The organism is Kaistia terrae (genome assembly GCF_026344005.1).
Classification (GTDB): domain Bacteria; phylum Pseudomonadota; class Alphaproteobacteria; order Rhizobiales; family Kaistiaceae; genus Kaistia; species Kaistia terrae.
On record NZ_JAPKNH010000009.1, the window covers coordinates 93,605 to 120,228 of the forward strand.

Annotated in this window: 23 protein-coding genes; 16 read left to right on the plus strand and 7 right to left on the minus strand. The window is 62.1% G+C overall.

Translation table 11 applies throughout. From position 1 onward, the window contains the following. Positions 1-26 precede the first annotated feature (26 nt). The 16 genes from OSH12_RS20985 to OSH12_RS21060 all read left to right on the plus strand — a co-directional run bounded on the left by OSH12_RS20985 (position 27) and on the right by OSH12_RS21060 (position 18,592). On the plus strand, positions 27-1,598 hold the full coding sequence (locus OSH12_RS20985; protein WP_266345576.1) for a GMC family oxidoreductase: 1,572 nt from the start codon (positions 27-29) through the stop codon (positions 1,596-1,598). 40 nt (positions 1,599-1,638) lie between these two features. After that, the gene (locus OSH12_RS20990; protein ID WP_266345577.1) at positions 1,639-2,433 is read left to right on the plus strand and encodes an SDR family NAD(P)-dependent oxidoreductase; all 795 of its coding nucleotides are present in this window, start codon (positions 1,639-1,641) and stop codon (positions 2,431-2,433) included. Positions 2,434-2,542: 109 nt separating this feature from the next. Continuing rightward, positions 2,543-3,655, plus strand: a complete 1,113-nt coding sequence (locus OSH12_RS20995; protein WP_266345578.1) for a glycerol dehydrogenase — start codon at positions 2,543-2,545, stop codon at positions 3,653-3,655. 539 nt (positions 3,656-4,194) lie between these two features. Beyond that, a complete protein-coding gene (locus tag OSH12_RS21000; RefSeq protein ID WP_266345579.1) occupies positions 4,195-5,385 on the plus strand; it encodes a carbohydrate kinase family protein in 1,191 nt (396 codons plus the stop codon). Between the two features lie 33 nt (positions 5,386-5,418). Next, positions 5,419-6,171, plus strand: a complete 753-nt coding sequence (locus tag OSH12_RS21005; RefSeq protein ID WP_266345580.1) for an ATP-binding cassette domain-containing protein — start codon at positions 5,419-5,421, stop codon at positions 6,169-6,171. Between the two features lie 72 nt (positions 6,172-6,243). Beyond that, a complete protein-coding gene (locus OSH12_RS21010) occupies positions 6,244-7,230 on the plus strand; it encodes an autoinducer 2 ABC transporter substrate-binding protein (protein WP_266345581.1) in 987 nt (328 codons plus the stop codon). A gap of 80 nt (positions 7,231-7,310) precedes the next feature. Then, positions 7,311-8,291, plus strand: coding sequence for an ABC transporter permease (locus OSH12_RS21015; protein WP_266345582.1), 981 nt, complete (start codon positions 7,311-7,313; stop codon positions 8,289-8,291). Continuing rightward, positions 8,288-9,268 (plus strand): ABC transporter permease, encoded by a 981-nt coding sequence (locus OSH12_RS21020; RefSeq protein WP_266345583.1) that lies wholly within the window; start codon positions 8,288-8,290, stop codon positions 9,266-9,268. The genes OSH12_RS21015 and OSH12_RS21020 overlap by 4 nt, the downstream gene beginning before the upstream one ends. After that, positions 9,268-10,236: a carbohydrate kinase family protein gene (locus OSH12_RS21025; RefSeq protein WP_266345584.1), complete on the plus strand. Its 969-nt coding sequence runs from the start codon at positions 9,268-9,270 to the stop codon at positions 10,234-10,236. The genes OSH12_RS21020 and OSH12_RS21025 overlap by 1 nt, the downstream gene beginning before the upstream one ends. Beyond that, the gene (locus OSH12_RS21030; RefSeq protein WP_266345585.1) at positions 10,229-11,206 is read left to right on the plus strand and encodes an eIF2B alpha/beta/delta subunit family protein; all 978 of its coding nucleotides are present in this window, start codon (positions 10,229-10,231) and stop codon (positions 11,204-11,206) included. The genes OSH12_RS21025 and OSH12_RS21030 overlap by 8 nt, the downstream gene beginning before the upstream one ends. Continuing rightward, positions 11,203-12,228 (plus strand): SIS domain-containing protein, encoded by a 1,026-nt coding sequence (locus OSH12_RS21035; RefSeq protein ID WP_266345586.1) that lies wholly within the window; start codon positions 11,203-11,205, stop codon positions 12,226-12,228. Before OSH12_RS21030 ends, OSH12_RS21035 begins: the two co-directional genes overlap by 4 nt. A gap of 735 nt (positions 12,229-12,963) precedes the next feature. Then, the gene (locus OSH12_RS21040) at positions 12,964-13,887 is read left to right on the plus strand and encodes a metallophosphoesterase (RefSeq protein WP_266345587.1); all 924 of its coding nucleotides are present in this window, start codon (positions 12,964-12,966) and stop codon (positions 13,885-13,887) included. A 399-nt stretch (positions 13,888-14,286) separates the two neighbouring features. Further along, the gene (locus tag OSH12_RS21045; RefSeq protein WP_266345588.1) at positions 14,287-14,919 is read left to right on the plus strand and encodes a recombinase family protein; all 633 of its coding nucleotides are present in this window, start codon (positions 14,287-14,289) and stop codon (positions 14,917-14,919) included. 731 nt (positions 14,920-15,650) lie between these two features. Further along, on the plus strand, positions 15,651-16,637 hold the full coding sequence (locus OSH12_RS21050) for a phage regulatory protein/antirepressor Ant (RefSeq protein WP_266345589.1): 987 nt from the start codon (positions 15,651-15,653) through the stop codon (positions 16,635-16,637). A gap of 63 nt (positions 16,638-16,700) precedes the next feature. After that, positions 16,701-17,195, plus strand: coding sequence for a hypothetical protein (locus tag OSH12_RS21055; protein WP_266345590.1), 495 nt, complete (start codon positions 16,701-16,703; stop codon positions 17,193-17,195). 92 nt (positions 17,196-17,287) lie between these two features. Then, positions 17,288-18,592, plus strand: a complete 1,305-nt coding sequence (locus tag OSH12_RS21060) for a hypothetical protein (protein ID WP_266345591.1) — start codon at positions 17,288-17,290, stop codon at positions 18,590-18,592. 134 nt (positions 18,593-18,726) lie between these two features. Here the strand turns inward: OSH12_RS21060 and OSH12_RS21065 are convergent, their stop codons facing one another. The 7 genes from OSH12_RS21065 to OSH12_RS21095 all read right to left on the minus strand — a co-directional run bounded on the left by OSH12_RS21065 (position 18,727) and on the right by OSH12_RS21095 (position 26,567). Next, positions 18,727-20,826 carry a 3'-5' exonuclease gene (locus tag OSH12_RS21065; protein ID WP_266345592.1) on the minus strand — a complete coding sequence of 700 codons (2,100 nt, stop codon included), beginning with the start codon at positions 20,824-20,826 and terminating at the stop codon, positions 18,727-18,729. Then, the gene (locus OSH12_RS21070; RefSeq protein ID WP_266345593.1) at positions 20,826-21,059 is read right to left on the minus strand and encodes an HTH-like domain-containing protein; all 234 of its coding nucleotides are present in this window, start codon (positions 21,057-21,059) and stop codon (positions 20,826-20,828) included. Before OSH12_RS21070 ends, OSH12_RS21065 begins: the two co-directional genes overlap by 1 nt. A gap of 65 nt (positions 21,060-21,124) precedes the next feature. After that, positions 21,125-22,303, minus strand: a complete 1,179-nt coding sequence (locus tag OSH12_RS21075; protein WP_266345594.1) for a DUF4357 domain-containing protein — start codon at positions 22,301-22,303, stop codon at positions 21,125-21,127. A gap of 5 nt (positions 22,304-22,308) precedes the next feature. Continuing rightward, positions 22,309-23,793: a hypothetical protein gene (locus OSH12_RS21080; RefSeq protein WP_266345595.1), complete on the minus strand. Its 1,485-nt coding sequence runs from the start codon at positions 23,791-23,793 to the stop codon at positions 22,309-22,311. A gap of 40 nt (positions 23,794-23,833) precedes the next feature. Beyond that, positions 23,834-25,318: a site-specific DNA-methyltransferase gene (locus OSH12_RS21085; RefSeq protein ID WP_266345596.1), complete on the minus strand. Its 1,485-nt coding sequence runs from the start codon at positions 25,316-25,318 to the stop codon at positions 23,834-23,836. Further along, positions 25,318-25,905 (minus strand): hypothetical protein, encoded by a 588-nt coding sequence (locus OSH12_RS21090; RefSeq protein ID WP_266345597.1) that lies wholly within the window; start codon positions 25,903-25,905, stop codon positions 25,318-25,320. Before OSH12_RS21090 ends, OSH12_RS21085 begins: the two co-directional genes overlap by 1 nt. Before the next feature lie 8 nt (positions 25,906-25,913). Continuing rightward, positions 25,914-26,567: a PD-(D/E)XK nuclease family protein gene (locus OSH12_RS21095; RefSeq protein WP_266345598.1), complete on the minus strand. Its 654-nt coding sequence runs from the start codon at positions 26,565-26,567 to the stop codon at positions 25,914-25,916. Between the last annotated feature and the right edge of the window lie 57 nt (positions 26,568-26,624).

Below are 26,624 nucleotides of genomic sequence, written 5' to 3' on the forward strand. Positions count from 1 at the left end.
AGCCGGCATCCAGGGAGAGGAAAAATATGAGCGATCTCAAAGACAGCTACGACATCGTCATCATCGGCGCCGGTGTCGGCGGCGGTGCGCTGGCCAATACGCTCGCAGCCCCCGGCCGCAACATCCTGATGATCGAGCGTGGCACCCGCTTGCCGCGCGAGTCGGACAATTGGAGCGTCGACGCCGTCTTCCACAAGCGCAAATACGCCGCCAAGGAACAATGGCGCGACAAGAATGGCGCGTTGTTCAACCCCGGCACCTATTACTATGTCGGCGGCAACTCGAAGTTCTTCGGCGCCGCGACGGTGCGTTTCCGCAAGGAAGACTTCGAAGACCTGCAGCACGAGGCGGGTGTCGCCCCGGCCTGGCCGGTCTCCTATGCCGAATTCGAGCCCTATTACGCCCGCGCGGAAAAACTGATGGGCACCCATGGCCAGGCCGGCCTGGATCCGATCGAGCCGCCGCGCAGCGGTCCCATGCCCTTTCCGGCCATCGGCCACGAGCCCGAGATCGCTTTCTTCGAGAAGAAGCTGCGCGAAAAGGGCCTGCATCCGTTCCCGCTGCCGATCGCCATCGACTATCACAAGGGCGGCAGCTGCATCCGTTGCGCCACCTGCGATGGCTTCGCCTGCAAGATCGGCGCGAAGGGCGATGCCGAAGTGCGGCTGGTCGATCCGGCGCTCGCCAAGGGTGGCGTGACGCTGGTGACGGAGAGCTATGTGCGGCGGCTGATCACCGATCCGTCCGGCAAGCGCGTCGTCTCGGTTGAGCTGGAGCATGAGGGCCAGATCCGCACGATCACGGGCAAGATTTTCATCTCGTCCGCCGGCGCGATCAATTCCTCGGCGCTGCTGCTGCGCTCGGCCAATGAGAAGCATCCGAACGGCCTCGGCAACAACACGTCCGACCAACTCGGCCGCAACTACATGGCCCACAACAACACGGCGATGATGGCCGTTTCGCCGTTCAAGAAGAACCGCGTCACGTTCCAGAAGTCGATGGCGATCAACGACTATTATCTCGCCAACAAGGAGCGACCCTATCCGCTTGGCAACGTCCAGGGGCTGGGCAAGCTGCAAGCCGGCATGCTGACGGCGAACCTGCGCTGGGCACCCGAGGCCCTGATGGCGCTATTTTCGGAACGCAGCGTCGATTGGTGGCTGATGTCGGAGGATCTGCCCGATCCCAACAACCGCATCAGCGTCGATCCCGACGGCAAGATCCGCGTCGCCTATACCGAGAACAATCTGAAGTCGCATGGCGAGCTGGTGAAAATCTGGACCCGCCACATGCGCTCGCTCGGCTATCCGATCATCATCACCCAGAAGATGGATATCACGGTGGCGATGCATCAATGCGGCACGGCCCGCTTCGGCAAGGATCCCGCGACCTCGGTGCTCGACACCAACTGCAAGGTCTGGGACGTCGACAATCTCTATGTCGTCGATGCCTCGTTCCTGCCGTCCTCGACCGGCTTCAACCCCTCGCTGACGATCGTCGCGCAGGCGCTGCGGACCGGCGAGCACATCCTGAAGGAGCTCGGCGAGACCGTTCCCGCCGCGACGCAGCCCACCGCCGACGGAAGAGCCGCCGCATAAGGCGCCCACCCGAAAAACATTGCCTCTGGAGGAAACAACCATGTCCGCAAAGCGGGACTACACGCGCCTGTTCGACCTCACCGGCCGCAAGGCGATCGTCACCGGCGGTTCGCGCGGCATCGGCCGCGCCCTGACCGAGGCCCTCGCGGCGCAGGGCGCCGACGTCGCCATCGTCGTGCGTTCGTCGATCGACCTGGCGCAGAGCCTTGCCGACGAGTTGAACGCCGAGGGCGGCGACAGCTTCGCCATCCAGGCCGACGTCTCGGTTCCCGCCGACGTCGAGCGACTGGCGGCCGAGGTCGCGGCGCGCTGGGGCCGGGCCGACATCCTCGTCAACAATGCCGGCATCGTGCTGCCCGGCAATGCCGAGGACTATCCGCTGGAGCAGTGGCGGCAGACGTTGAACGTCAATCTCGACGGCGTCTTCCTCGTCAGCCAGGCGATCGGCAAGATGATGATCGCGCAGAAGAGCGGCTCGATCATCAATATCGGCTCGATGTCCGGCCGCATCGTCAACTGGCCGTTCCGCCACGCCGCCTACAATGTGTCGAAGGCGGCGGTCCACATGCTGACGAAATGTCTCGCCACCGAATGGGCCGAGCACAACATCCGCGTCAACGCGCTGGCGCCGGGCTACATCATGACCGAACTGACCGAGGAAGTTCTGCGCGAGCATCCCGACGTCGTCGCCAACCATTGGGCCAAGGGCGCGGTCATGAACCGGATCGGCACGGTCGACGAGCTGGCCGGCTCGGTTGTCTATCTCGCCAGCGACGCCGCCTCGTTCACCACCGGCGAAATCGTCACCGTCGATGGCGGATTGACACTGCGCTAGCGCGGGAACTCCCCCCGCCGGCTGGCCTGTCGGGCCGGAAGTTCCCTCCCACTTCCGGTCCGACTCCTTCGAGACGTCTCAAAACACTGAAATCACTGGAGTATTCGCCATGTCTCAACGAGGCTACGGAGGACCGCTGCGCTATGTCCAAGGCCCTGGTGTCATTGCCGATATCGGCCGCTATGCCGCGCCGCTGGGCGATTCCGCGCTCGTCGTCATCGACGGCTTCTTCTGGGACAGCCTGCGGCCGACCCTCGAGGCGAGCCTGACGGCGGCCGGCGTGAAGGTCGATTTCGTCCGCTTTGGCGGCGAATCCTCGGAAGGCGAGATCGAACGCTGCGTCGCGGCCGGCAAAACCGCCGGGGCGAAGGCTGTGATCGGCATCGGCGGCGGCAAGGCGCTCGATACCGCCAAGATCACCGCCTTCCACATCGGCGCGCGCATCGTCACCGTGCCGACGATCGCCTCGACGGATTCGCCGACCAGTTCGATCGGCGTCATCTATTCGCCGGATGGCGTCTATGACCGCGTCGTGCGCTGTGGCCGCAATCCGGATGTCGTGCTGGTCGACAGCGCGCTGATCGTGCAAGCGCCGGCGCGCTTTCTCGTCTCGGGCATGGGCGATGCCCTTTCCACGTTTTACGAGGCGCGCTCCAACATCGAATCGCGCTCGCGCAACTATATTGGCGACGGCTATGCCGCGACCGTCGCCGGCTATGGCGTCGCGCGCTCCTGCCATGATGTCCTGATGCGCGATGGCCGCGCCGCCTTCGCCGCCGCCAAGGCCGGCCGGCTGACCATGGCCGTGGAGAACATCATCGAGGCCAACACGCTTCTCTCCGGCCTCGGCTTCGAGAATTGCGGCGTTTCCGCCGCGCATGGCGTGCATGATGCGCTGACGGTGCTCGAACCGACGCATCATTTCTTCCATGGCGAAAAGGTCGCCTTCGGCGTGATCTGCCTGCTCGTGCTGGAGAACCGGCCACCGGAGGAATTGAAGGAGGCGCTCGATTTCTGCATCGATCTCGGCCTGCCGACGACGCTGGCGGATCTCGGCCTGAAGGACGTGACGGCGGCCGAAATGGCTGAGGTCGGCGAGGCGGCGATGGACCCGGCCAATGTCATCCATTCGGTCCCTGTCGAACTGTCCGCGACGAAGATCACCGATGCGATCTGGACGGCGAGCGCGCTGGCCGAAACCCACCGCCGTCAGCGCGTCTGACGCCTTCCACCTTCCAAAATCCGCGGACCCAAGGCCCGCGGCCCAAACGACGGATCCCCGGTCCTGACTGCTCTCGACCGGGGCAGGGGTTCCCGCCCATATCGGCCCAAATTGTCAGGCTGATTGCCGTCGCTCGCCTCGTGCCCCGGGTGCCGGTCAGCTCGGGGCCGTGCTCGGCGTCATCCCCGTCGAGCACGACCGGCGCCTGCAGCCCGCCGCCTGCGATCGCGCCTGCACCTCACCATGCCGGAAAAAGCGCCCGTCGGTCGGGCCATGGCTAACCCAATCGATTGTGCCGCTGGCGACCATCGGTGCGGTGTGCCGCATGGCGGCAGCCGCCACAGCATTGTCGAGGCATGTCCGCGCCACGCGCCGATGCTTCTGGCCCTTGGTTCAGTATGAAATAGAGCCAGTATTGAAGAATATTCAATTTCTGCTACGTCACCTGGGCATGAATTGGGCTCGACCGCCTTAAGAAGTGGCTTGATTACGTCTATTTTCTCTGTGATGATTGAAGCGCTTCAATGATCGAGGATGAAATGCGACGCAAACGGCCAACCATTTCTGACGTTGCAAGTGCCGCCGAAGTCTCGGTCGGGACGGTGTCGAACTATCTGAATGGCACCGCAAACGTACGGCCGGCGACAAAGCTTCGGATTGATGATGCCGTTCGTCGGCTCGCCTATCGCCCAAGCGCGTTTGCCCGGTCGCTATCGGCAAACAGTCCGGCTCGGCCCCAGGTGGATCGGGCAGCGATGCCGCGCCTCATCGTGGTTGGCTACATCAGCGTTGATTACATGTGCCGTGTCGACGTCTTGCCGCATCGCGATGATCGCATTACGGCCCATCACATCGAGAAGGGGCTCGGCGGTCCCGCGGCCAATCTGGCGGTGGCGGCGGCTGGTATCGGCGCGAACGGCACATTCGGCATGGATGTCGAACTGGCTACCGCGCTAGGCGACGATCCCGACAGCGATTGGGCGATCGCGGAGTTGTCGGCCAAGGGTGTTCATGCGCTCGCTATTCGTCGGCCGACCAACAACAGGCTTTCGCGCTGCATCGTCTTCATCGAGCCGAACGGCAGCCGCACCATCGTGAACGAGCCGTTCGAATTGTCCGAGATGGACTTGACGGACTATTTCGCCATCGAGCGTGCCGACCGCACCTCGTGCCTGCATATCGAAGGCTATCACTACGAGCGCCTGCGAGGCTCGATTGATCGCTTTCATCAGGAGGGATGGAAGGTTTCCCTTCATTCCGCCGGCCTGCCAGGCAGCGCGCGTACCCCCTCCGGCTTTCTGGAGGTCATCGAGCGGCTGGATCTCGTCTTCGCCAGCGATGAACTCGTGCGCGACATCTTCGATATCCGCGCCTCCGGCCAGGATCTCGTCAATGCGGTGGGCGCGCAACTGGCGCAGATCGGCACGCGCGGGCATTTCGTCCTGACCCTCGGCCCTCTCGGCGCTGTCGTTTTCCCGGGAGATGGCCAGGTTCCTTTCACTGTGCCGGCCCTGCCGGTTCGACCGGTCGACACCACGGGCGCGGGCGACAGCTTTGCCGGTTCGTTCCTCGCCTACTGGTTGAATGGCGCCTTGCTCAGCACCGCGGCCAGGCACGCGGCGGCGAGCGCCAGCTTGACGGTGACGGCCGAGGGCGCCCAGGGCCGGACATCAAGCCATGAGGAACTGCTCGAAGCGGTGTCCGATTTCCAACTGCAACAAGCGTCGTGACACGCCAAGACCCTGCAAGAGAAGGACTGCGTCATGGTTTTTAAGATGATCGGAATCGTGAAGCGCTTCGGTGGGCTGACCGCGCTCGACCACGTTGATTTCGAAGTGGGCTCTGGCGAGGTCATGGCCCTGGTCGGCGACAATGGTGCGGGCAAGTCGACGCTGATCAAGACCATGTCGGGCGCCCATGCCCCCGACGAGGGCACGATCGAGATGGAAGGCAAGCTCGTCCGCTTCCGCTCGCCGCAGGATGCGTGGGAAAGCGGCATCGCGACGATCTTTCAGGAGCTCGCCCTGGCGGGCAAGATGACCGTCGTCGACAATATTTTCCTGGGGCGGGAAATCCGCAAGCCGGTCCTCGGCATTCCGTTCCTGGACCGGCAGGCCATGCGAAAGCGCACCGGAGAACTGCTGCAACAGCTCGACGTGCATGTGCCAAGCATCGATTCCTGGGTTGAATCGATGTCCGGCGGCCAGCGTCAGGGCGTGGCGATCGCGCGTGCCCTCAACATGGATGCCCGACTGATCATCATGGACGAGCCGACGGCTGCCCTGGCCGTCGCCGAGGTCCGGAAGGTCCTCGAATTCATCAAGACGTTGCGGACACAGGGAAAGTCCGTCGTGCTGATCTCCCACAATATTCAGGACGTCTTCGAGGTGTCCGACCGTATCTCGGTCATGCGTCATGGACGCTGCATCGCGGTGCGAGAAACCGCGAAGACAACCCCGCAGGAAATCATTGGCCTGATCACCGGTGCCCACGAAGTGCGCGCAGCCGCCTCGTGAGCGCGAGAAATCCAACGGACGCCTAAAGCGGTCCGCCACGATGCAACGACATCAACCAGAGGGAAAACCAGAATGAACAGGATTTTGAAGAGCAGCATACTCGGCCTCCTCGCCGCGACGGCGTTGGCTGTCACGGCGTCGGCGGCGGACAAGGTTCGGGTGGCCTTTGTCCCGCAGATCCAGGGCATCCCTTATTATGTTGCGATGGAAGAGGGGGCGAAGAAGGCCGCGGCAGCCTTTGGCGTCGAGTACATCCAGCAGGGGCCGACCAGCACGAACTCCGCCGACCAGCTCAGGATATTCGAGAGCTTCGTCAGCCAGGGCGTCAATGTCGTGGGCGTATCGCCCGTCGATGTCGAAACGCTCAAGCCGGCCATCGCAAGCGCCCGCGCCAAGAACATTCACGTCATTACCTCCGATGCCGATGCCGTCGGCAGCGAGCGGGAATTCTACGTCGCTCAGGCGATGGATCAGGATCTCGGCTTCACGATCCTCGACGAAATGGTCGAGCGGATCGGCGCCGAAGGCAAGATCGCGATCATCTCCGACGCGCCGACGATCGCAAGCCTCAACGCCTGGATCGCGGCGATCAAGGAGCGCGCCACGACGAAGTATCCCAAGCTTCAGATCGTGTCGGTTGACCACACCGATGGTACGGCCTCGCGCGCCTTCCAGTTCGCAACCGACGCGATGACCCGCACCCCCGATCTCGGTGGCATCATCGGCATCGCCTCCACCACCTGCCCAGGCATCGGCCAGGCCGTGGAAGCCGCCGGCAAGCAGGGCCAGATCGTCACGGCAGGGTTCTGCTCGCCGAACACGGTCAAGGACTACGTCATGAGCGGCGCGATGACGTATTCGGTGCTGTGGAACCCGGCCGACCTTGGCTATCTGACCGTTTGGGCAGGCAAGCAGGTCGCTGACGGCGTGGCTTTCGAGGAAAGCCCGAAGATCGAGGGTCTGGACGCCAAGGTGCGCTGGTTGAAGGACGAGAAGATCCTGCTTCTCGGTGACCCGATGGTCTTCACCAAGGAAAACATCGCGCAGTTCAACTTCTAGGTCTTCGCGACTTCTGAACACGAAATCCCGAGCCGCCGTGCATTCCTGCATGGCGGCCGGCCCTCTCGCAAGGATCTCACATGGCTTCCGTGGCGGATACGCGGCCCGCGCTGCGCTTTGTATCTCCGACCGCATCGCGCGAACTGGCCCTCATCGCGGCGATCATTCTGGTCTGCACCGTCTTCACGGTGGCTTCCCCCTATTTCCTGAGCGTCAACAATCTCGTCCAGACGATGCGCGCTGGCCTTGAGCTCTCGATCGTTTCGGCCGGCATGACGCTCGTGATCATCATGGGCGGCATTGATGTCAGCGTCGGGGGCATCGTCGCCGTTTCGGCGATCGTGATCGGCAAGGCCTATCAGGCCGGCCTGCCGGTCTATGTGGTGACACCGCTGGGTCTGATGGCGGGAACGGCGCTGGGCGCGTTCAACGGCTTCGTGACGACCAAGCTCAAGGTCCCGCCGATCATCGCCACCCTCGGCTCGATGTATATTTTCTCGGCGATCATGTTCCTCGTCATCGGTGGCGCATGGATCTCCGGCTTGCCTGGCACGCTTTCCCCGCTGGTCAATGGCTGGCTGGGCTTCTTGCCGGCATCGGCGCTGGTGATCGCCGTCGTCTATGCCATTGCCTGGGTCTTGTTGCGCAAACTGCCCTACGGCAACCATCTCTACGCCATCGGTTGCAGCGAGCCATCGGCCCGCCTCGTCGGCATCAATGTCGACCGCACCAAGATCCTGACCTATGCGTTTCTTGGCCTTCTCGCGGGCCTCGCCGCGCTGCTCTACGTGGCGCGCATGCGCAATGTCGAAATCAATATCGGCACGACCATCGCGCTCGAAGCCATTGCCGCCACCATTCTTGGCGGCACAAGCATTCGGGGTGGCGTCGGCAGCCTGCTTGGCACGCTGCTGGGCGTCGTCTTCATACGCATCATGCAGAACGGCCTGGTGCTTATGGGCATCTCCTCTCTCTGGGAAACCGTCATCATCGGATCGCTTCTGATCTGCGTGCTGACCGCCGACGCTCTGCGCAATCGCAACAATCCGAGGGCCCAATGATGTCACGCCTGGCCGGACTTCGTGCCGGCGACCCCTTGCGGGCCCGCCTGTTCATGCTGCTCGCCTTGTGGCTCGTCGCCATTGTGGTGATGAGCTTGCTATCTCCCTACTTCCTGCGCGCAAGCACCGTTCCCTACCTCCTGCAATATGTGCCGATCCTCGGCCTGCTCGGGCTCGGGCAGACCCTGGTGATCCTCGGCGGTGGGCCCGGTATCGATCTTTCGGTGGGCTCGATTGTCTCGCTCGTTGGCGTCGCGGTCGGTGGTCTTTTCGTCCTCGGCGTCGACATCTGGCTCGCCTCGGCGCTCGGCTTGATGCTCGGCGCGCTGCTTGGATTCGTGAACGGCGTTTTGGTCAACGTCCTGCGTATTCCCTCCCTGATGGCGACGCTTGCGACCATGTTCGCGTTTGGCGGGTTGGCCCTTGCCACGACATTGGGCAGTCCGATCGGCGGATTGCCCGCCGAATTCGGCTGGCTCGGGCAAGGACGGACGCTGGGCCTGCCGAACGCCTTTCTCTTCGTCCTGCTGCCGGTGGCCGTCATCCTGCATGTCATGATCACGCGAACCACGATCGGTCGCCATATCGTCGCTTGCGGCAATGACGATCGCGCAGCCCATCTCTCGGGCTTGCCGGTCGTCCGAATTCGCGTCGGTCTCTATGTCCTGTCCGGTGTGCTCGCAGCACTCGGCAGCATCATCGCCATGTCATGGTTCCTGGCGGCGCGACCGGACGCGGGCAAAGGCATGGAGCTGCTTGCCGTGACGATCGCGGTTCTGGGCGGTACCCATATCTTCGGCGGAACGGGCGGCGTTCCCGGCACGATCATCGCCATCCTGATCGTCACCACCCTGCAGATCGGCCTGCAGCTCGCCAATATTTCCGCAGCCTGGCAACTGGGTCTGATCGGCGTTCTCCTGATCGTGTCCGTATCGCGCTTGTCGCTATGGCGCCGGGTGAAAGGCGCGAGAGCGTAATGTCCATGATCGATGTTCTGTGCATCGGGGATCTCGATGTCGATATGTTCATCTCGGTTCCGGAAATCCCCGGCTTCGACCAAAAAGTTTCTGGCCGCAATCGCGGCCAGATGCCGGGCGGCATGTCCGCCAATTGCGCGGTCGCCGTCGCGCGCCTCGGCCTGAACAGCAGGCTGCTCGCGGCCGTTGGCAGGGATGCGTCCGGAGCTTTCGCTGTCGGCAAGATTCGGGGCGAAGGCGTCGATGTCGATCATCTCGTCTATCGCGACGACGCCGATACCTTCATGTGCGTCGTCATGCTCTCGCCCTCGGGCGAGAAGTCGCTGATCAAGCTTGAAACCGATGCCTACCTGCCGCGTCCCGGCGAGGTGACGGCGGATGCTTTCGAGGGTGTGCGCCATCTCCATTTGACCTATGGCCAGCCCGAGCTTGCCCGGGTCGCGCTCAGCATGGCGGCCGAGCGGGGTATTTCCACATCGCTCGATCTGGAGCCGCCGGACATCGTGCGCAATCCGCACCTTCTCCGCTCGATCCTGCCCATGGTCGACACGCTGTTTCTCAACCGCGAAGCACTCGGCAAGGCCGAGAGCGCGCTGGGCGAAGCGCTGGTTCCGGCTCATCTGCGCCAGAACGGCGAAATCATCGTGACGCTCGGCGCTGGAGGATGCCGGCGGCTGGCGACCGGCAGCGTGGAGGAGGTGCCCGGTTTCGAGGTTCGCACCGTGGACACGACCGGTGCTGGAGACTGCTTTGCCGGCGCGTATCTCGCAGCGCGGCTGACGGGCGTGGAGCCGGTGGACGCCATGACACGCGCCAACGCGGCCGCCGCCCTGGCGACGCTTGAGGTGGGTTCACAGACCGGGATGCCGGACCGCGCGGCGGTCGAGGCATTCATGCAGGAACGGATCGGCCGTTCCCGCGAGACGTCAGCCGAGACGTCAGAATTGAGTGGAGAATTGCATGCCTGAGCGCCGCTTCGACCATATTGGCGAGCTCGAACTGCTCGGACTGACGCCGCCCGACGAGACCACGATGCACTTTCTCTGGCAGATCGTCGACGAGGGCGTGCTCGGCGCGAGCCGTCACGTTCAGCTAGCCAACCAGCTCATCCTGCACCTGATTGACAGCGGCGATGACGGCGTGCGGCGCGCAAGGCTGGTCGCGGATTTTATCTCGCGAACGAGAGGCCATGACACGCCGGTCATCGGCAATAGCCTCCGTATCCTGCTGGCGGGATTGGACGACATCCCCGCCGACCGGCAGGCGGAGACCTTGAGGACGCTTGTCGCCAATTGGGATCAAGCCGCGGCCACCCGCAAGAAAACGCTGGTGGAGACGGCGGTGCGCCATCTTTCCGATGTGCGCGGCATCATGGCGTTCGACTATTCGAGCACGGTCTCCGCCATCGTCATCGCTCTTGTCGAGCACAGGAGCGATGTGCGGATCGTCGTGCCTGAAAGCCGGGCCATTGCCGGCGGCGCGCGCTATCTCGAGGAGTTCCTGCCGCACGGCTTGCCTGTCGATTTCATCCCGGATGCCGCCATTGAGCATGGTTTGATGCGGTGCGACGCGGCCCTGTTCGGCGTCGAGACCCTGCGCGCGGATGGGAGCTTCCTCAACACGATCGGCAGCCGCATGATCGCTCGCCTGGCGGCGGCGATGGGTGTCGAGATCTACGGCGCGACGGATCTGATGAAGCTGGATCAGCGCAGCTATGGCGGCCACCGGCCGACACCCGCCTTGCGGAGCTACGATACGATCCTCAAGGGCGGACTCTCGATCGACGGGCTGGAGCGCGCGACCACCACCGCGCCCGAGCTGGACGTTGTGCCGGCAGACCTCACGACCGCTCTTTTCACGGAATATGGCGTCGTGCCCCCGTCGGCAATCTGGTCCCTGGGCCGTCTGACATTTGGAATCGGCGAGAACTCGCGATGAACACGATGATGAAGAACGAGATTGCGGCGCAGGCGGACCTTTTGCCAGGTCTCCAGCCGCTTCTGGCTGCGGCTGCCGATGCGTTGCCCCGTGCAAAAGGCCGGATTCTGGTGGGCGGTTGCGGAGATTCCGCCTTTGCCCCCGAGGCGCTGCTCGAGGTCTTTCGGCGCTTTGGGATTGCCATCGAGCCACGCACATCGATGCAACTCGCCCATTTCACGCGCTTCGAGGAGAACGACACGGTTGTGCTCTCGTCGATCTCGGGTGGCACAAAGCGGACCGTGGAAGCGGCAGATGTCGCCAGGGCAAGCGGAGCCCGTGTCATCGCGGTCACCTGCAATGCCGAGAGCGCCCTCGCGAAGGCCAGCGCGGCCGCCGTCATCCTGCCGTTTGCGCCGCTATCCAGAAAGACGCCGCACACGCTGGACTATGCCATTACGCTGCTGGCGCTCGCCGAAATCGGACGAAGCCAGGCTGGCCTGCCTGCGGACACCTTGGCGTCAAGCGTTGCCGATATCGCCGCGAGACTTGCGCAAGCCGATACCGCGGCTCGTCCCATCGCCGACGCATACCGGTCGGAAGGCAAGATCTTCTTTCTGGGTGCAGGAGAGGATCGAGGCACGGCCGATTACGCCGCTGCAAAATTCCATGAAGCTGGCGGGCTGGTTGCCATCTCGGCGGAGTCTGAGAATTTCGTCCACGGCATGAATTTCATGCTGGAGCCGGAAGATACGCTCGTCGTCGTTGCTTCGTCACCTGCCGCCAAGAGGCGTGGCCGCGAAATCGTCGAAGCGTTCGAGACGCTGTCGACGGCCTTCTTGCTGACGGTTGGCGATGAGGAGCTTGCCAAGGCGGACGATGCTTCCGTGGCATTCTCCCAGCTCCTCGATCAAACCTTCACCCTGCAATACGCCTGCCTCCACGCTGCAAATCGCCTGGGATTGAAGCTGGAAGAGCCGCGAGCGGGCTGCCAGAACGGAAAAATACATCTGGCCGCCCAATCGAGAGCAATGGAAAGCTGAAATAGAAGGCCCTTCAGCGCCTTGCCGGGCCCGGAGTTTCCAGCGGGGGGAAGCGCTACCCGACGATGTGCGCCACATGCTTGTCAACGCAGCGCGCGAACGCGGGATCGGTCCGTCCGAGCTGAAGCGTTCTGCCTGTAGGCGTTGAGCTCTTCTGCCATTTCTACCGCGGGGACCATACCCGAGAGGAACATTGTCCCTCTTGGGCCACCGCGGGGGCGTCGACCACAGAAGCGGTCCTCAACTCGAATTGGAGAGCCTGATAGCGGCGTATTTATACGCTGTGGGCGCCCGGGTTCCGACCCTTCGAAATGCGCTTCGGCGTCGCTGGGACGGGTGGATCCCAAAAAGCAAAAGCCCCGCATCCTATTCGGAATACGGGGCTTTTTGCAGAACTGGTGCCCAGAAGAGGATCGGGCATATCCGCCATCAGTACATTGAAATCATTGAAGAATTTCGAGAGTCCGATGACGTCTGTATAGCAGTCGTGTTGGGCGCGAGCAACAGTCCGAAAAGACCCGCCTCCCGGGGGGGCTTTCATTGGAATGACTTTTGTCGCGCCGGTCAGAAGAAGCTGGCTTTGCGCTAGGGACGCCGTGGACGAAGGCTCACGTGTGAGCATCATCCAACTGATCCACCGGCTTTTGGATTTGCCGGTGAGGTGCTGGATCCAGCAGAATGTCGATACGGAGCGTCGAGTACGCATGCCGGCAGTGGGGCAGGGGATACAGGGGCATGGCAGGCTACGACGTTATTGGGGACATCCACGGCCATGCGGATGCTCTGCAACGGCTTCTCGGGGCTATGGGCTACGAGCGACGCGATGGCGTCTATCGACATCCCACGCGCACGGTGGTGTTCGCGGGAGACTTCATTGACCGGGGCCCGCAGCAACGAGAGGTGTTATCCGTCGCGCGGCCGATGGTGGAGATGGGCTCCGCTCAAGCCGTCATGGGCAATCACGAGTTCAATGCAATTGCTTGGGCGACCGCTGACGGGAAGGGCAGTCACCTTCGGCCCAGAACTCCCAAGAACAATCACCAGCATAGCGTCTTTCTGGAGCAGGTCGGGGCCGGCTCAAGCGCCCACGCTGAGGCGGTCGCATGGTTTATGACTTTGCCGCTGTGGCTGGACCTGAACGGGCTGCGCGTGGTCCACGCTTGCTGGCATCAAGCCTCACGGAAGGCTCTGGCCGGCTGCGTGGATGCGCAGGCTCGCTTGACGGAGCAGGGTTTGCATGAAGTCCACGACCGGGGGAGTGCCGCTTATCAAGCGGCAGAAGTTCTTCTGAAAGGGCCCGAAGCCCGGCTACCAGAAGGCCATACCTTCCACGATAAGGATGGGCACCTTCGATACGACGTGCGGCTGCGCTGGTGGGATCCATCCGCAATTACATTCCGGTCCGCTGCTTTGGGGATGGAAGGGCGCGAGGCGGACCTGCCCATGAGTCCTGTCCCCACCGCCTTCCACTATGCAGACGAGACGCCCGTCTTGTTCGGTCATTACTGGATGTCGGGCGAGCCGCGTATTCTCAGCCCGCGAGCGTCTTGTTTGGATTTCAGCGTGGCCCGAGATGGGGTCCTTGCCGCTTACCGCTGGTCTGGTGAGGCCGAGTTACAGTCCGAAAATTTGATGTGGGTACAGCCTGAAGCTCCATGAAGCCGTTGGCTCCACCGAAGCTAACCCATCACCCCATGGCAGTGATCGATTTGTATCGGCAGAAAAATCTCTTAGCTGACCTCGATGAGTAGCGTTCCTCCGTCCCCCCGTACCCCGCCCATGGATCACGTGAAGCGTTCCTCTTGAAAGGCGGACACTGCGTTTGTTGGGGGGGGGCGGCTCCATCGCCGACATCGAGAAGCTGGATCGCAGCCAGACGAGACTGCTCTTCGTACCCATACGGAAAACCCGTACATTGTCGCGTGCCTGAAGCCGAGGAAATGTGCGGTGTTCAGGAGGGCCGATTTGCCATACGAAAATCAGTTGATTTCAGTATGAGGCGCCGCCTAGACTCCTGCCATTGCATGAGCACCATCGTGCCCGGTAAGGAACCCCAAGATGCCAAAGCGCGTCGCCCTCTACCTCCGCGTCTCGACCACCGGCCAGACGGTCGAGAACCAGCGGCACGAGCTTGAGGCGGTCGCACAACGCCATGGCTGGCAGGTGGTCGCCACCTTCGAGGATGCCGGCATCTCGGGTGCCAAGGGACGGGACAAGCGCCCAGGCCTGGATGCCATGTTGAAGGCGGTCGCCCGCCGCGAGATCGACCTCATAGCCGCCTGGAGCGTGGACCGCCTCGGTCGCTCGCTGACCGACCTCCTCACCTTCCTGGGCGAGCTTCACGCCAAGGGCGTCGACCTCTACCTGCACCAGCAGGGCCTCGACACGTCTACGCCGGCCGGCAAGGCGATGTTCCAGATGATGGGCGTGTTCGCCGAGTTCGAGCGCGAGATGATCCGCGAGCGCGTTAACGCTGGTCTCTCCCGCGCCAAGGCCAACGGCACAAAACTCGGACGTCCCGCCAGAGGCACCGAGAAGGACAAGAAGAAGGCGGCCGAGTGGTCCCGAGTTCATGCCGCCGTGCTGGAGGCGCGCGCGGTGGGCAAGGGCAAGGTGAAGATTGCCAAGGAGCTGGGCATCGGCGTCAGCACGGTCGACAGGATCGTCAGGGAGGCAGCACCGGCCGGGTGATGCCGTTTCACCGGCGGATCTAGATCCGTCCGTATCCACCGGAGTTGCCACAGGCCGATGCGAGCTAGCCGCCAGCGGCACATCCTCCGAACGTTGCCGCCGGGTTTTCGACGGCCCGTATTGACCGCAGCACATACATCGCAGGTAGGCCGCCCTCCGCTAGGGGAGGTCGCACAGGACCCCTGATCCATCGCAGGCAACGCTTTCGGCATATCGAGCCTCGTCAAGCCGGACAGATGTCGACGAGTGATCGCGTCTCGCGGATATACCGACCGTCCCTCCCCATGGAATTCTAGCGGGCGTCGCCCTGCCGATCCGTTCGCGCTCCCGTGTTCGGCCATAGGCACTGTTTGTTGGCGCGCCGGACTCGGACCGAATGCGAGGCAGTTGCAAAGAGATAAGCTGCAACTTCTTGGTTAGGGACCACCCTAGGAATTCTCACAGGCGGACAGCTTCCGCTACGTGATGGATTTCTGCGGCTCCGCGCTTCCGTGAGCTGTCACCTCCCGCTCCATCTGCCCCACGGGCGTTGCGCCCTCATCGACTCCCGCTGACTGCACGACCCGTGACTTGCATTGAGCGGATCTCGCTCGGCCGCCGTCAAGCGCGCCAACACGCCCTTCGGAACCTCGATCTGGCTGCCGCTTCCGGGCTGCAAGGCCGATTACCCCCCACCCTAGCAAACCTCACAACGCGAACCTGCGCCCCGCAGGTCGAACAGGAACATTCAAATGAACGCCTTCACGCAGATCTCCACCTCCAATGCCATTGCCCTGCCTGTCGTCATCGTCCGCGATGGTGGCGTCTTCGCCAACAGCCGTGACGTGGCAGACTACTTCGACAAGCGGCATGCTGACGTCATTCGCTCTATTGACGATCTGCTCATGGCGGCTCCTGCAGCAGAACGGGAATTTGCGTTTTGCCCGTATTCTGCAGTTTCCGGCGGCCGCGAGTACCGCTCCTTCGACCTGACACGGGACGGCTTCACGCTCTTTGCGATGGGCTTCACGGGCCCGAGGGCGCTGCACTTCAAGCTCGCCTATATCGACGCATTCAATCAGATGGAGGCGCTGCTCCGGTCCGAGCGGTCGGCAGTGCCTGCTATCCCGACCACGCTGACCGAGGCCCTGCGTCTCGCTGCCGACGAGGCGGAGAAGCGCGAACGGACCGAGGCCGAACTGCAACTGGCCAATGCGGAGCTGGAACACATGGCGCCGAAGGCTGACGCCTTCGATAGCCTGATGTCGGCGGAAGGTACGTTCAGCTCGACGGAGGTCGCCAATCACCTCGGCTTCCGCTCGGCTCAAGCCCTGCACACTCATCTCCATGCCGAGGGCGTGCTGCGCAAGGGTCGGCGCGGCCAGTGGCTGCTCCGAGCCGCCTTTGCTCGAAGCGGCTACTTCAAGCTGATCACCCAGCGGTACGGCAACTCGGTCCGGACGCACACCGCCTGGACACCGAGCGGCCTTGCTGGGCGAACGACTGCTTCAATCAGAGCCCCGCTCTGGAGTTGGCCTGGCTGTAACGAAACAGACGGGAGGGGAGCACCGCGCTCTCCTCCCAAAGCACGGGAACCTCCCGTGTACTCACGCAAACCACAACCTGAAATTACCGCCCACCCTAGGAGCACACAGGCCCGGTCAAAACGGTCTGCAGCGCTCTACCGCCGGGTCGATGCCCGCTCCACGTTTCGAGCGCACGCGCGCAACCACCCGTAGCTGTTCCTGGTCGGTTCAGCCGCCTACCCATCATCACCCCATCCCAACAAGAACGAGATCACTATGACCAACCCAGAAATGAATGCCGGACTGTCCTTCACCGGCCAGGAGATGAGAGCCGGTGGCCTCCACGCCTCCCTTGAAGAACTGAACGGGCGCGCGCCGCTGAGCGAACACGAGGAGATCAGCATCGAATATGATCAGGAAGAAGACGTGTTCCGGATGTATCTCACGGCGGTGACGGCCGACAGTGGTCTGCGCACGTGGGCACGTTCGGTGGCATTCCCGGCAAAGCTCTTGCTGGAACTCGCCGAGCGTCGCTGCCTCAACGCAGAAGAGCGCGCTTTCTATGCGCGGGAAGCGGCGGACGCGGCCGAGGACGATGTTGAAGAGGAGGACATCTATGCCGCCGAGGAGCCGATGACGGACGCTACCCGGCGTTGGCACCTGCTTCGCCTTCACACCCTCCTGGGCGACGCCCGCAAGCAGCTCGTGGAGGTCGGCATGGAAGCTGCCGCCCTCGGCCTCACCGATGAGCTGGTCTCCTTCAACCCTTAGCTCTCCCGTTACCTTCGTCATTTCATCGCGGCCCTTCGGTTCACTCCGAGGGGCCGTTTTCTTTTCCGCAACAATCCGAGCGAGAACGACCCATGCTTCCTCAGAAACTCGAACGCCACCGCTGGTTTGACGACTGGCGAGGCGCAGAGGGCCCAGCGCTGTGCAAGCTCGTGGCCGATATCACCACGGCCCTCGACGGCCGCGAACAGTCAGCAGGAACCCGCACCCGGAAATTCAGGGAAATCGATCAGCGTCACCATCTGTCCGCCGTGGAGACGACCGTGGCGAACCTAGCCCACGCGGTCCTTGTGCCACCGGAGACGGGACGGCTGGCCATCCTCACCGGCAACGGAAGAAGTGGCCAGACCCGCTATGACAATCCCGCCCTCGGCAAGCCCTTCCGGACGCTCCTGCACGGCCTCGATGATCTCGGGCTGGCGGCATGGCGGAACTCCCCGCAACGCCGTGAGGCGTCGTCTCTGGTGCCTACAGAGTCCTTTGCAAAGGCCGTGAGGACTGCCGGCATCACGCTGGCTGACTTCGGTCGTCAGGCGGGTGAGGAGGTCGTCATCGCCTCCCGCAAGACCCGTCATCGCTTCAGTGATGGACTGGTAGTTTCAAGGGAGTTGGTCGACTACACCGACACGGCGGAGACCATCGCCATACGCAACACCGTGCGCGGAGTGAACACCTTCCTCGGGGAGGCTGACATTGCATTCATCTATGATGGTCACGGCCCTGTCGATCCTCATAGCCGCGCCATGGCCCGTCACTTCACGTTGACGGACGATGAAGGGGCCCCTCGGTTCGACCGCAACGGGCGGCTCTTCGGCGGCTTCTGGCAGAACCTCAGGAAGGACCGGCGGCAGGGAATACGGATCGAGGGAGAGGCCGTCGCCAATCTCGACTTCTCTTCCATGTTCCCACGGCTGGCCTACTCTCATGCTGGCGTCTCTGCGCCGGATGGAGACCTTTATGCCATCCCCGGCTTGGAGGGACACCGCAGGGCTGTGAAGATGGCCATGAACTGCCTGCTCATGGATGACTTCCACCGCTCTGCTTGGCCGAAGGAACTCGTAACGAGCGCCGACGACAGCGACGCAACGGCCATCTTGCCGCCCGGCTGGACCGTCAAGCGCACCAAGGATGCCATCCTCCGGAAGCATCCCGCGCTCCGCCCGTGCTTTGGTGCAGGTATCGGCCTGATGCTCATGCACACCGAGAGCCAGATCCTCATTCATGTGCTGGAGGAGATGAAGGCGAAGAAGCTGGTTGCTCTCGGCCTCCATGATGGTCTGCTCCTTCCCCGTTCAAGGGCTGAGGAGGGGAGGATGATGATGGAGGTGGCATCTCGGGAGGTCACGTGCACGAGCATTCCCGTCACCTTGAAGGCCTGACCCTCTCCACCCCCCTCCTACCATATATAAGACCCGTAAGGCCTCGGTCTCGGGAGCCGGTTCTGAACGACACGTCACGCGCCGGTATGTGCCCCACGCCTCGGCATTGTTCGCGATCTGCAGGCTTCGGGCGATCAATGCTTGGAGATCAGATCTTCGAGAAACTCCGAGCCAGGGGCCACACCCGACACGAACAATCGGTCCCTGGCTCGCGTGGCTGCCACGTAAAGCAACTGTCGTTCTGTCGCTATGACTTCGTCTAGCTCGAACTCGTCGGCTACGTCTTCCACACGAGCCGCCAGCGGAAGGGCGCCCTCGTCACAAGCAATGATGAGGACTGCCCGGAACTCCAATCCCTTTGCCAGATGCATGATGCCTACGAGAGCCAGAGCGTCGTCGCCGGGCTTCTGTGCAGCCACGGTTCGAAATGGCAGGCTTGCGGCATCCGCTATGGCCCGAGCACGGGGCAGCAACTCTGGAGACCGAACGAAGATAGCTATCTGCTGCGGGGCGATGCCATCAGCCAGTGCTGCCTTGAGGAAGGCTGCGGCAGCTGCGCGCTCGGCCTGCGCGTCTTCGGCAATCACGACAGTTGGGTCCAGTCCGTCGAAAACCGATATTGCACCCCGCCGGTCGTCCTCTAGCCCGTCGACATCGCGGATCATCTGCGGCAGCAGTCGGTCGGCCATCACCCGAATCTGTTGCGATGTCCGATAGTTGACCTTCAACGTGAAGGATCGCCCCCGTACATCGATGCCAAGCTCTTTCCAGGAGAATGGCTGCTGGAAGATGCGCTGACCGATATCGCCGGCAAAGAATAGGGCATCGGGCTTGTCTGGAGTTATCGCCGCAAGGAAACGAAGTTCTGGAACGCCGAGATCCTGCGCCTCGTCGACAATAACATGGGTGAAGGGTTTGTCCGAGCGTGCGGCGTAGGTTGTCGTGACAGCCTCGAACAGCGATGCCAGCGTGAACAGCGCGCGTTGTTTCAACGCCTCCCGTACTCGCGAGAATACCTGCCACAGCACTTCGCGCTGTTTCTGACCTAGTCGGTTCTTGCGGCCCATGCGGGGCACTTCGGCATAACCAGCGGCGTCGCCGATATGCCAGGCATCAACGACATTCTCCCACTCCGAAGCCAAAAAGCGGGAGGTAAAGCCTTGAACACCAGCATCCTGTCGGGCCTTCTCGATCAACTCACGAACTTGGTCGCGGTCGGCGATATGAGCTTTGCGGCCTGTGGTCAGCGCATAGAGCTCCTCGCAGATCCGACGGAACGAAGCCACGGTCACACGGCTTTCGAGGCTCTGGTGATCGACGGAAAGAACCGCCAGCTTTCGTCGAAGCGCCCCAGCCAGCGGGTCGGAAAAAGTCGTCAGCAGAATGTGGGCGTTTGGATCCGTCCGGAGAATGCGCATAACGCGGTGGAGAGCAACCACCGTCTTTCCAGTCCCTGCTGATCCGGCAATGCGGGCCGGTCCCGAGTAATCGCGCTCGACCACCCCGCGCTGGAGAGGATGAAGGAAGACGGCCCATTTTTCGAACGGCGCATCGAGGGCTGCCTGCAACTCGTCGACCCCCTCCAGAACGCGGAAGCGACGCATTGAGTCTGGATGCGCCATCGGGTTGGCTACGGGCGCTGCCGCTCTTTGCAGGATCCCGGTCGCCGCATACTCCAGCAGTGCTTCCGATGCTTCCTGAGGCAGATGACCGGCGAGTACGAAGAACGATTCTTCATTGGCTCTGGCCACGTCGGAGAGCCAATCCTGCGGCACGCCAACGGAAAGCAGATCACCCGAAGTCAGCTTCTCGAAGAGTGGAGGCGCAGGTGGAGCCACCCTCGTTTTGACAATCTCGAAGGGCAGGCTCTCTTGGGAGGCTTGCGCGGGCGGCGCGACCTCGATGCGTTCGCGCACTTCGACGATCTGGACGGCACCCGTCGTCGGATGCGTCTCGATCCGCCGTCGCTCGGCCCATTTATAAGCTTCGTCGTGGTGGCCCACGTAGGCCAGCATCAAGCTGTCGCCCGACTTGTGCACGATGAGGCGGAGGTCGCGGCTGACGCGTACCGACCAGAAGTTCGGGTCCTTCGACTTGTCAATGCGATGGAACTGAAGGCTCGGCTGGTCAGGATTGGTCTGCAGATCGAACGCCGTTAGCTTCGCCTGCTTCTGCTCGTCATTGGCAAGGCGGGCGAGGGAGGAAGTGAAGGTATCGGCGAGGATGGTGGGCATCAGGCCTCAGCCTTCTTGGTCTCGACATACCGAGCCAGATTCATGCCCTTTCTGATTTCGGTCGCATAGTTGACAGGAATGCCGGCGCGCGTGGCTAGTTCTTTCAGAGGCATGCCATCAAGCTGTGTCGCGAACGTTATCCCGCACAGATGCACGGACAGGGCCTGTTCCCGATTGGGGATGCCTTGGTGATACATGCGGGCCAGCTCTGTCGCAGCTTCATCAATCGTCATTTTCACCTCTCCCGAATAGTTGCGAACATTGTTCAAAACGGTTCGTTGCAGAGACTGGTCTAAGCTCAATCGGGGAAGCCGAACGCTGCCCGGTGTGTCGCTAGGAACGTCTGCATCCTAGCTGTCAGCTTCCGGGATAAGTGCATGCCCCGCTGCAGCAGATCGGCGTGCCCGTCCATTTGCCGTGCTGCTAGAAGCAGACCTTCATTGTCGAAGGAGATCAGCCCGGCATCGAAGAGAGCATCGAGTGTAGCAACCAGCGGCAATCCATTGTCGGGATCGAGCCGCTCCTCATTTGTTGCGTCCCGCCACGGCAACACATGAGAGGCTCGGATCACGGTGGCCAGCGAGCATCCAGTCACGGCACACTTTCCATCCCAGCGAGCCAGGACCTCTGTTCGGAACTTTCCTTGACCCAATCGTGCGAGGACCAATTGCTCCCGCTGGGTTACGGAAATAGAGTTGTTCGCCTCAACGGCCGCAATGTCGGAGAAGATAGAACTCTCTGACGGCCTCAGTGCCTCAAGGAGCGACTGCTTTGGGCGCACTGCAACGATAAAGCCGTCCCTGTTGTAGACGAAATCAGCGACATTCTGCCCGTCTGGCCCGACGAATTTCAGACATCCACCGTCCATCGAACGACGCGCCCCGCTGCTATCAAGGAACCTATAAGGCACTGGGACATCTCCGATTTCGCTAAAAATACGAACGAGATGGCGCTTGAAATAGTCTGTGCGGGGACCGGTACCAGCGCCGTCGCTGCCAAGCGTTTCTCTTTTGAATAAGTCGTGCGAAGACTTGGAGAACGGAGCTGAAGCCCGAGACCCATCCGGTTTAAAATACTCAGGAATGTCCACTCGAAGTGGTGCGAAGTCTGGCTCGCCCTCAAGGAAATCCCTCAAGGACATTCCGGAGTGGCGCTCGATCCAGCTTTGAGGACCACTCACGTTACCGTCTCTGATTACGCCAGCGGCCCGACTAGGACTGCTAAACGTGTGGTCGTCCGCGAAACGAAGGAGGTTAGCCTGGGTCGTGTCTAGCAGGATTCCTTCTCGTATCAGGGAGTCGCGCGCCTCTCGATCCCGTTTATCGCTGGCTGAACTATCTTTCATGGCGGTAGAGCCCGCGAGCACCGCAAATCTGCCGTCGGGCAACACCCGTCCACTCGCCAGCGCGTCACGAGATCGAAACCGGAAGGTGAGATCGGTTACTGCCGGGTCAATTGGCTTCGTTGCCTTGGCCATTGTACTCAAACCCCGAACACTTTCAGCACTTCGTCGCCGAAGTGGTTGATCACCTTGACCGCGATTCGTCCCGTCTTCGGCCTCGGGAACGGGCGGGAGGTATCGGAGTAGAGCGTTGCCCAGGCTTCCTCGTCGATCTCGGCCTTCAGCGCTGTCTTCAGGGACTTGTAGGGGTCGTTGGCACCGAGGAAGTAGGCGTGGCGGACGAAGAAGCTCTCTTCGTTATAGTCGGTGTCGATGAACCAGGCGGCGATGCCCTTGACGTCGTCGGAGCGGATTTCGCCTGTCGAGGGGTCGAAGATGTCGACACCGTTGACCTTCACCTGCAACTCGCCTTCCGCCGTCTCGATCAGGTCGACGTCCGGTTCGCCGAATACGACGAAAAGGTTGCCCTTGCCGGTGTTCTTCAGGTCCTCGGCCATGTGCAGGTCGGGGTTCATGCGTGCTTTCAAAATTGCCAAGGGTCCCAGTCTGTTCAAGTCGGTCGCCTGGGCCTCGAAGTTGAAGGCGCAGGCAATCAGCGCGTCGAAACGGGCATCGGAGGCCTCGCGGGCGGCAGCCGTGATCTGGCTGCGCGTCAGCGTGCCGAATTCCGGGCCGATCAGGATGCCGGCGCGCTTCTCGCGGCCGTCGCCATCCGTGTAGCGCCCCTCGGCGGCGAGGAAGTTGCCCGGCCAGGGCTCGACGGAGTTGAAGCGGATCGTGTCGCGCTTCTCCTGCTGGTGCACGCCGGTGGTGCGCAGATTTTCGAGAACCATCTGGCCGAAGTCGATCTCCGGCATGTTCTTCGGCGCAGGCTGCATGGTGCCTGTTGCGGCTGCGAGCTCCTGACCAAGTGTGTCGTCGCGCGCGGTGACGACGCGGTGCGGCGAAAGGCTCTCGACCGTGAAGGGACCGGCGACGCGCACGCGGCCCTTGTCCTCATAAGGGCGGTCGTAGAGCATCTCGACATCGGCGGCGCGGGCGATGGAGGCGTCGATCTCTTTCTGCCGCGCGATGCGGGCATCCCACCAGGCAGCGTGAAGCCGGATCGCTTCCTCGTCTGTCCACGGATCAAACGGTTCGTCGGGCAGGTCGTCCAGCGTCAGAACGCGGTCTAGGGTACGGTTGATGATGCCAAGCGACTTCTGTCGTGTTTGTGGCAAGGCAGATGTATTTCGGGCTCTGGGCAGCTCTTCGGCAGCCGCTTTCGGCCATGGCGTTCGGGGGAGGCGCGGGATTTCCCACTCCTGCCATTGCGCGTTCATGCGCTCATTCAAGGCCGCGCGCAGCGGTTCCAGCGTCTGCTGCCACGTCTCCCAGATCACGTCGATCTCGGCATTGTTGGCGATGTCTTTCAACATGATGTGCGGCGCGCGGTCGTAGACAAAGCCTTGGCGTATATCGCCGGCGGTTGGCGTCTGCGGCTGGATCTTTCCTGAGACCTTCTGCTCCCGCGCGCGCCCGTCGAGACTATCGGCGAGCAGATAATAGGGATACCGAGCAGCCATTAGTCGCGTGCGAGCGAGCGCCAGCGCTACACGCGACGTGTCAATGGTTATCCAGCGCCGACCCCATTGCTCGGCCGGCCGTTGCTGTTGTGCCGGAACCGCAGGTTGGGTCGATCACGAGGTCACCCGGATCGGTGGTCATCAGAATGCAGCGTTGCAGGACTGCCTGGCTGGTCTGAACAACATAGGTCTTGTCAGAGCTTCCAGCGGTATCAGTCCAAATATTCGTAACAGGATAGGCGGCGAAGTCATCTACGTAGCGGACGTAACGAAGCGTCTTTCCGGCTTTGCGTATCCTGTCGGCCTTGAGCAGTTTCCCGAAACCGCGTTCGCCCGTTTTCCAGTATCCACCGCTAGGGCCAAACGCTTTGCCCTGATAAACGACCGAGAAAGATCCTGGCGGTCGGTTCGAGGTCAGGCTTGTCAATTGGAATGCTCGGCCGTCCTCGTTGGTTTGATCATACCGTGCGCCACTTCCGTGGCCGACTCCGAGTTCCTTTGTGTAATATAGACGCCTGAATTTCGCCCTGATGACGTCACGAGCATACCAGAGTACATAGTCCTGTACTGCCGGCAATAGATCGCTCGTTTGCCCACCTGTCTTTTGGAAGGTGATCTCATTGACAAAATTCTCCTGTCCGAACACCTCATCCATCAGCGCCCTGACCCGATGGACATTCTCGTCGCCGATCTGGACGAAGATCGAGCCGCTTTCGGTCAGCAGTTCTCGGGCGACCATCAAGCGGTCGCGCAGATAGGTGAGGTAGGAGTGAATGCCGTCCTTCCAGGTATCGCGAAAGGCCTTCACCTGTTCCGGTTCGCGCGAAACGTCTTCCTTCTTTCCGTCCTTTACGTCGCGCGATTGTGTCGAGACCTGCCAGTTCGAATTGAACTTGATGCCGTAGGGCGGGTCGAAATAGATGCATTGCACCTTGCCGCGCATCGCCTCGCGCTCCGCAAGGCTCGCCATCACCTGCAGGCTGTCGCCGAGGATGAAGCGGTTCGTCCAGTGCTGCGAATGCTGGTAGAACTCGGCCCGTGCCTCCGGGTCGGCCAGACCGTTGAAATCGGCAAACAGGTCCGGCGCGTCGCTGTCCGCCTCGCGGCGCGCATCCGAGCGGCGCTTCAGATCGTCGATGATCGCCTTCGGGTGCACCTTCTCCTGCACATAGATCGGTGGCACATTGACCACGAGGTCGGACCAGTCCTGTTGATCCTTGCCGCGCCAGACCAACTGCGCATCGCCAATCTCGATCTCGCCCGTCTCCGCCAGTTGGCGCATCTGGGCCTTGGTGATCTTGATCTTCACCCCATTCCAGACGATCTGCGGATCGAGATCGCCATCGCGGTCGCGCACCTGGCCATGCGCCAGCGGCCGGGGCCGCGCGAGCCGCATCGAGCGCTCGTCCTCGCCCAGGATCTCCGCCTGCTGCTCGTAGAGCGAGGCCATCTCGGCAGTCGGATTGTTGAGACGCCGCGCCGCCTCATGCGTGAGGGCATCGATCTCGCGAGGGGATTTGGCCATTATATCAGTTTCACCTTGGCGAGCAGTTTCGTGAATTCCGCCTCGGCGTTGGCTGCGCGCTGCAGCGCTGCCTCGATGGGTGCCATCGCCGTTTCGAGTTGTTGATCCGCCAGCGCAGCCGCTACTGTTCGCGCATCCAGGCTGCAGACCGTATAGAAATTGCCCGCGTCGCTCAGGTGGAAGCCGTGCGTAACCATGATTTGCGCATGCTCCCTTGCCAGCGGCTTCCATTTCCGGGCGCCGGTCTTCTGACCGAACCATAAGCAAAGCTGGCCACCAGCAACGCCAACATAGCGGGACAATGCATGGTACGGCTCCTGCCCAACGCCTTCTCCGGTGTCGTCAGGGCCGTTGTCGGGATAGAACCACGCTTCACGCTCTTTGTCGGCGACCCAATTTTTTGGCGCGACCCAAGGATCGTCCTCGTCGGAGGATCCTCGCCAGCCGCGACCCATGGCCCAATTTTCGAAGGTTTCATAAATCTGTTTCCAGATCTGGTCTCCCAAGGCATCGACGCGCTTGGCGGCTTGGTCGAGGTCCAGCAGGTTCTCTACGATCAGCTTGTCGAGCTCGGATGTATCGGTCATTTGCCGCCTCAATGAAAACGAGAAACATGGGCAGCGAACAGCAGCGCCAGCCTTGTTGAGAGCGCGTCCGGCTCCCGATGACGTGCCACGGACTGGATCGACCGCGCGACATCCTTCCACCGAAGTGGGATACATTTTGAAGGAGCGGCAGGTGGTGTTTCAGAAAGATACATAACAGCGTGGTGCTGCTTACCCAGGCTGTCCGCCTTGATCTTTGCCAGCTTGCCATACTGCTCGATCTGACCCGATTTGGTTTCGCCGGCATTGACCTTGACCTCCAGGAAGATGACAAATTCCGCGCCTGTGATCTCGATGTCGATGCGATGCTCGCCATTGCCGATAGGGTAGTTTTCGCGCACTACGCGTTGGATGCCCCGCATGGGAAATCCTGCCTTGGTCGTGCCGGAAATACGATCCCAGAGCTCAACGAGATAGGCGTCACCAGCGCCATGGGAGCCATGTGGATCGAGCAACCACGTCAACACTCTGGAATTGCGCACCTCATTGTGCCCCAGGCCTGCCACCGACCAGATATCGACGGCATCGCCCTGTTGACGCGTACGCCCCAGCATCGGCGCAAGATTGCCAAGAGCTGTTGTGAGACGGGCGGGAGTGATGGCTTCGACGTGGTGCGCGATGGGAGCGTGTCGCGCCGCTTCCAAGCGTGGTCTTATCTGGGCCAAAGCCTGCCGCAAACTCTCGGCTTTGGAGGGCGAGCT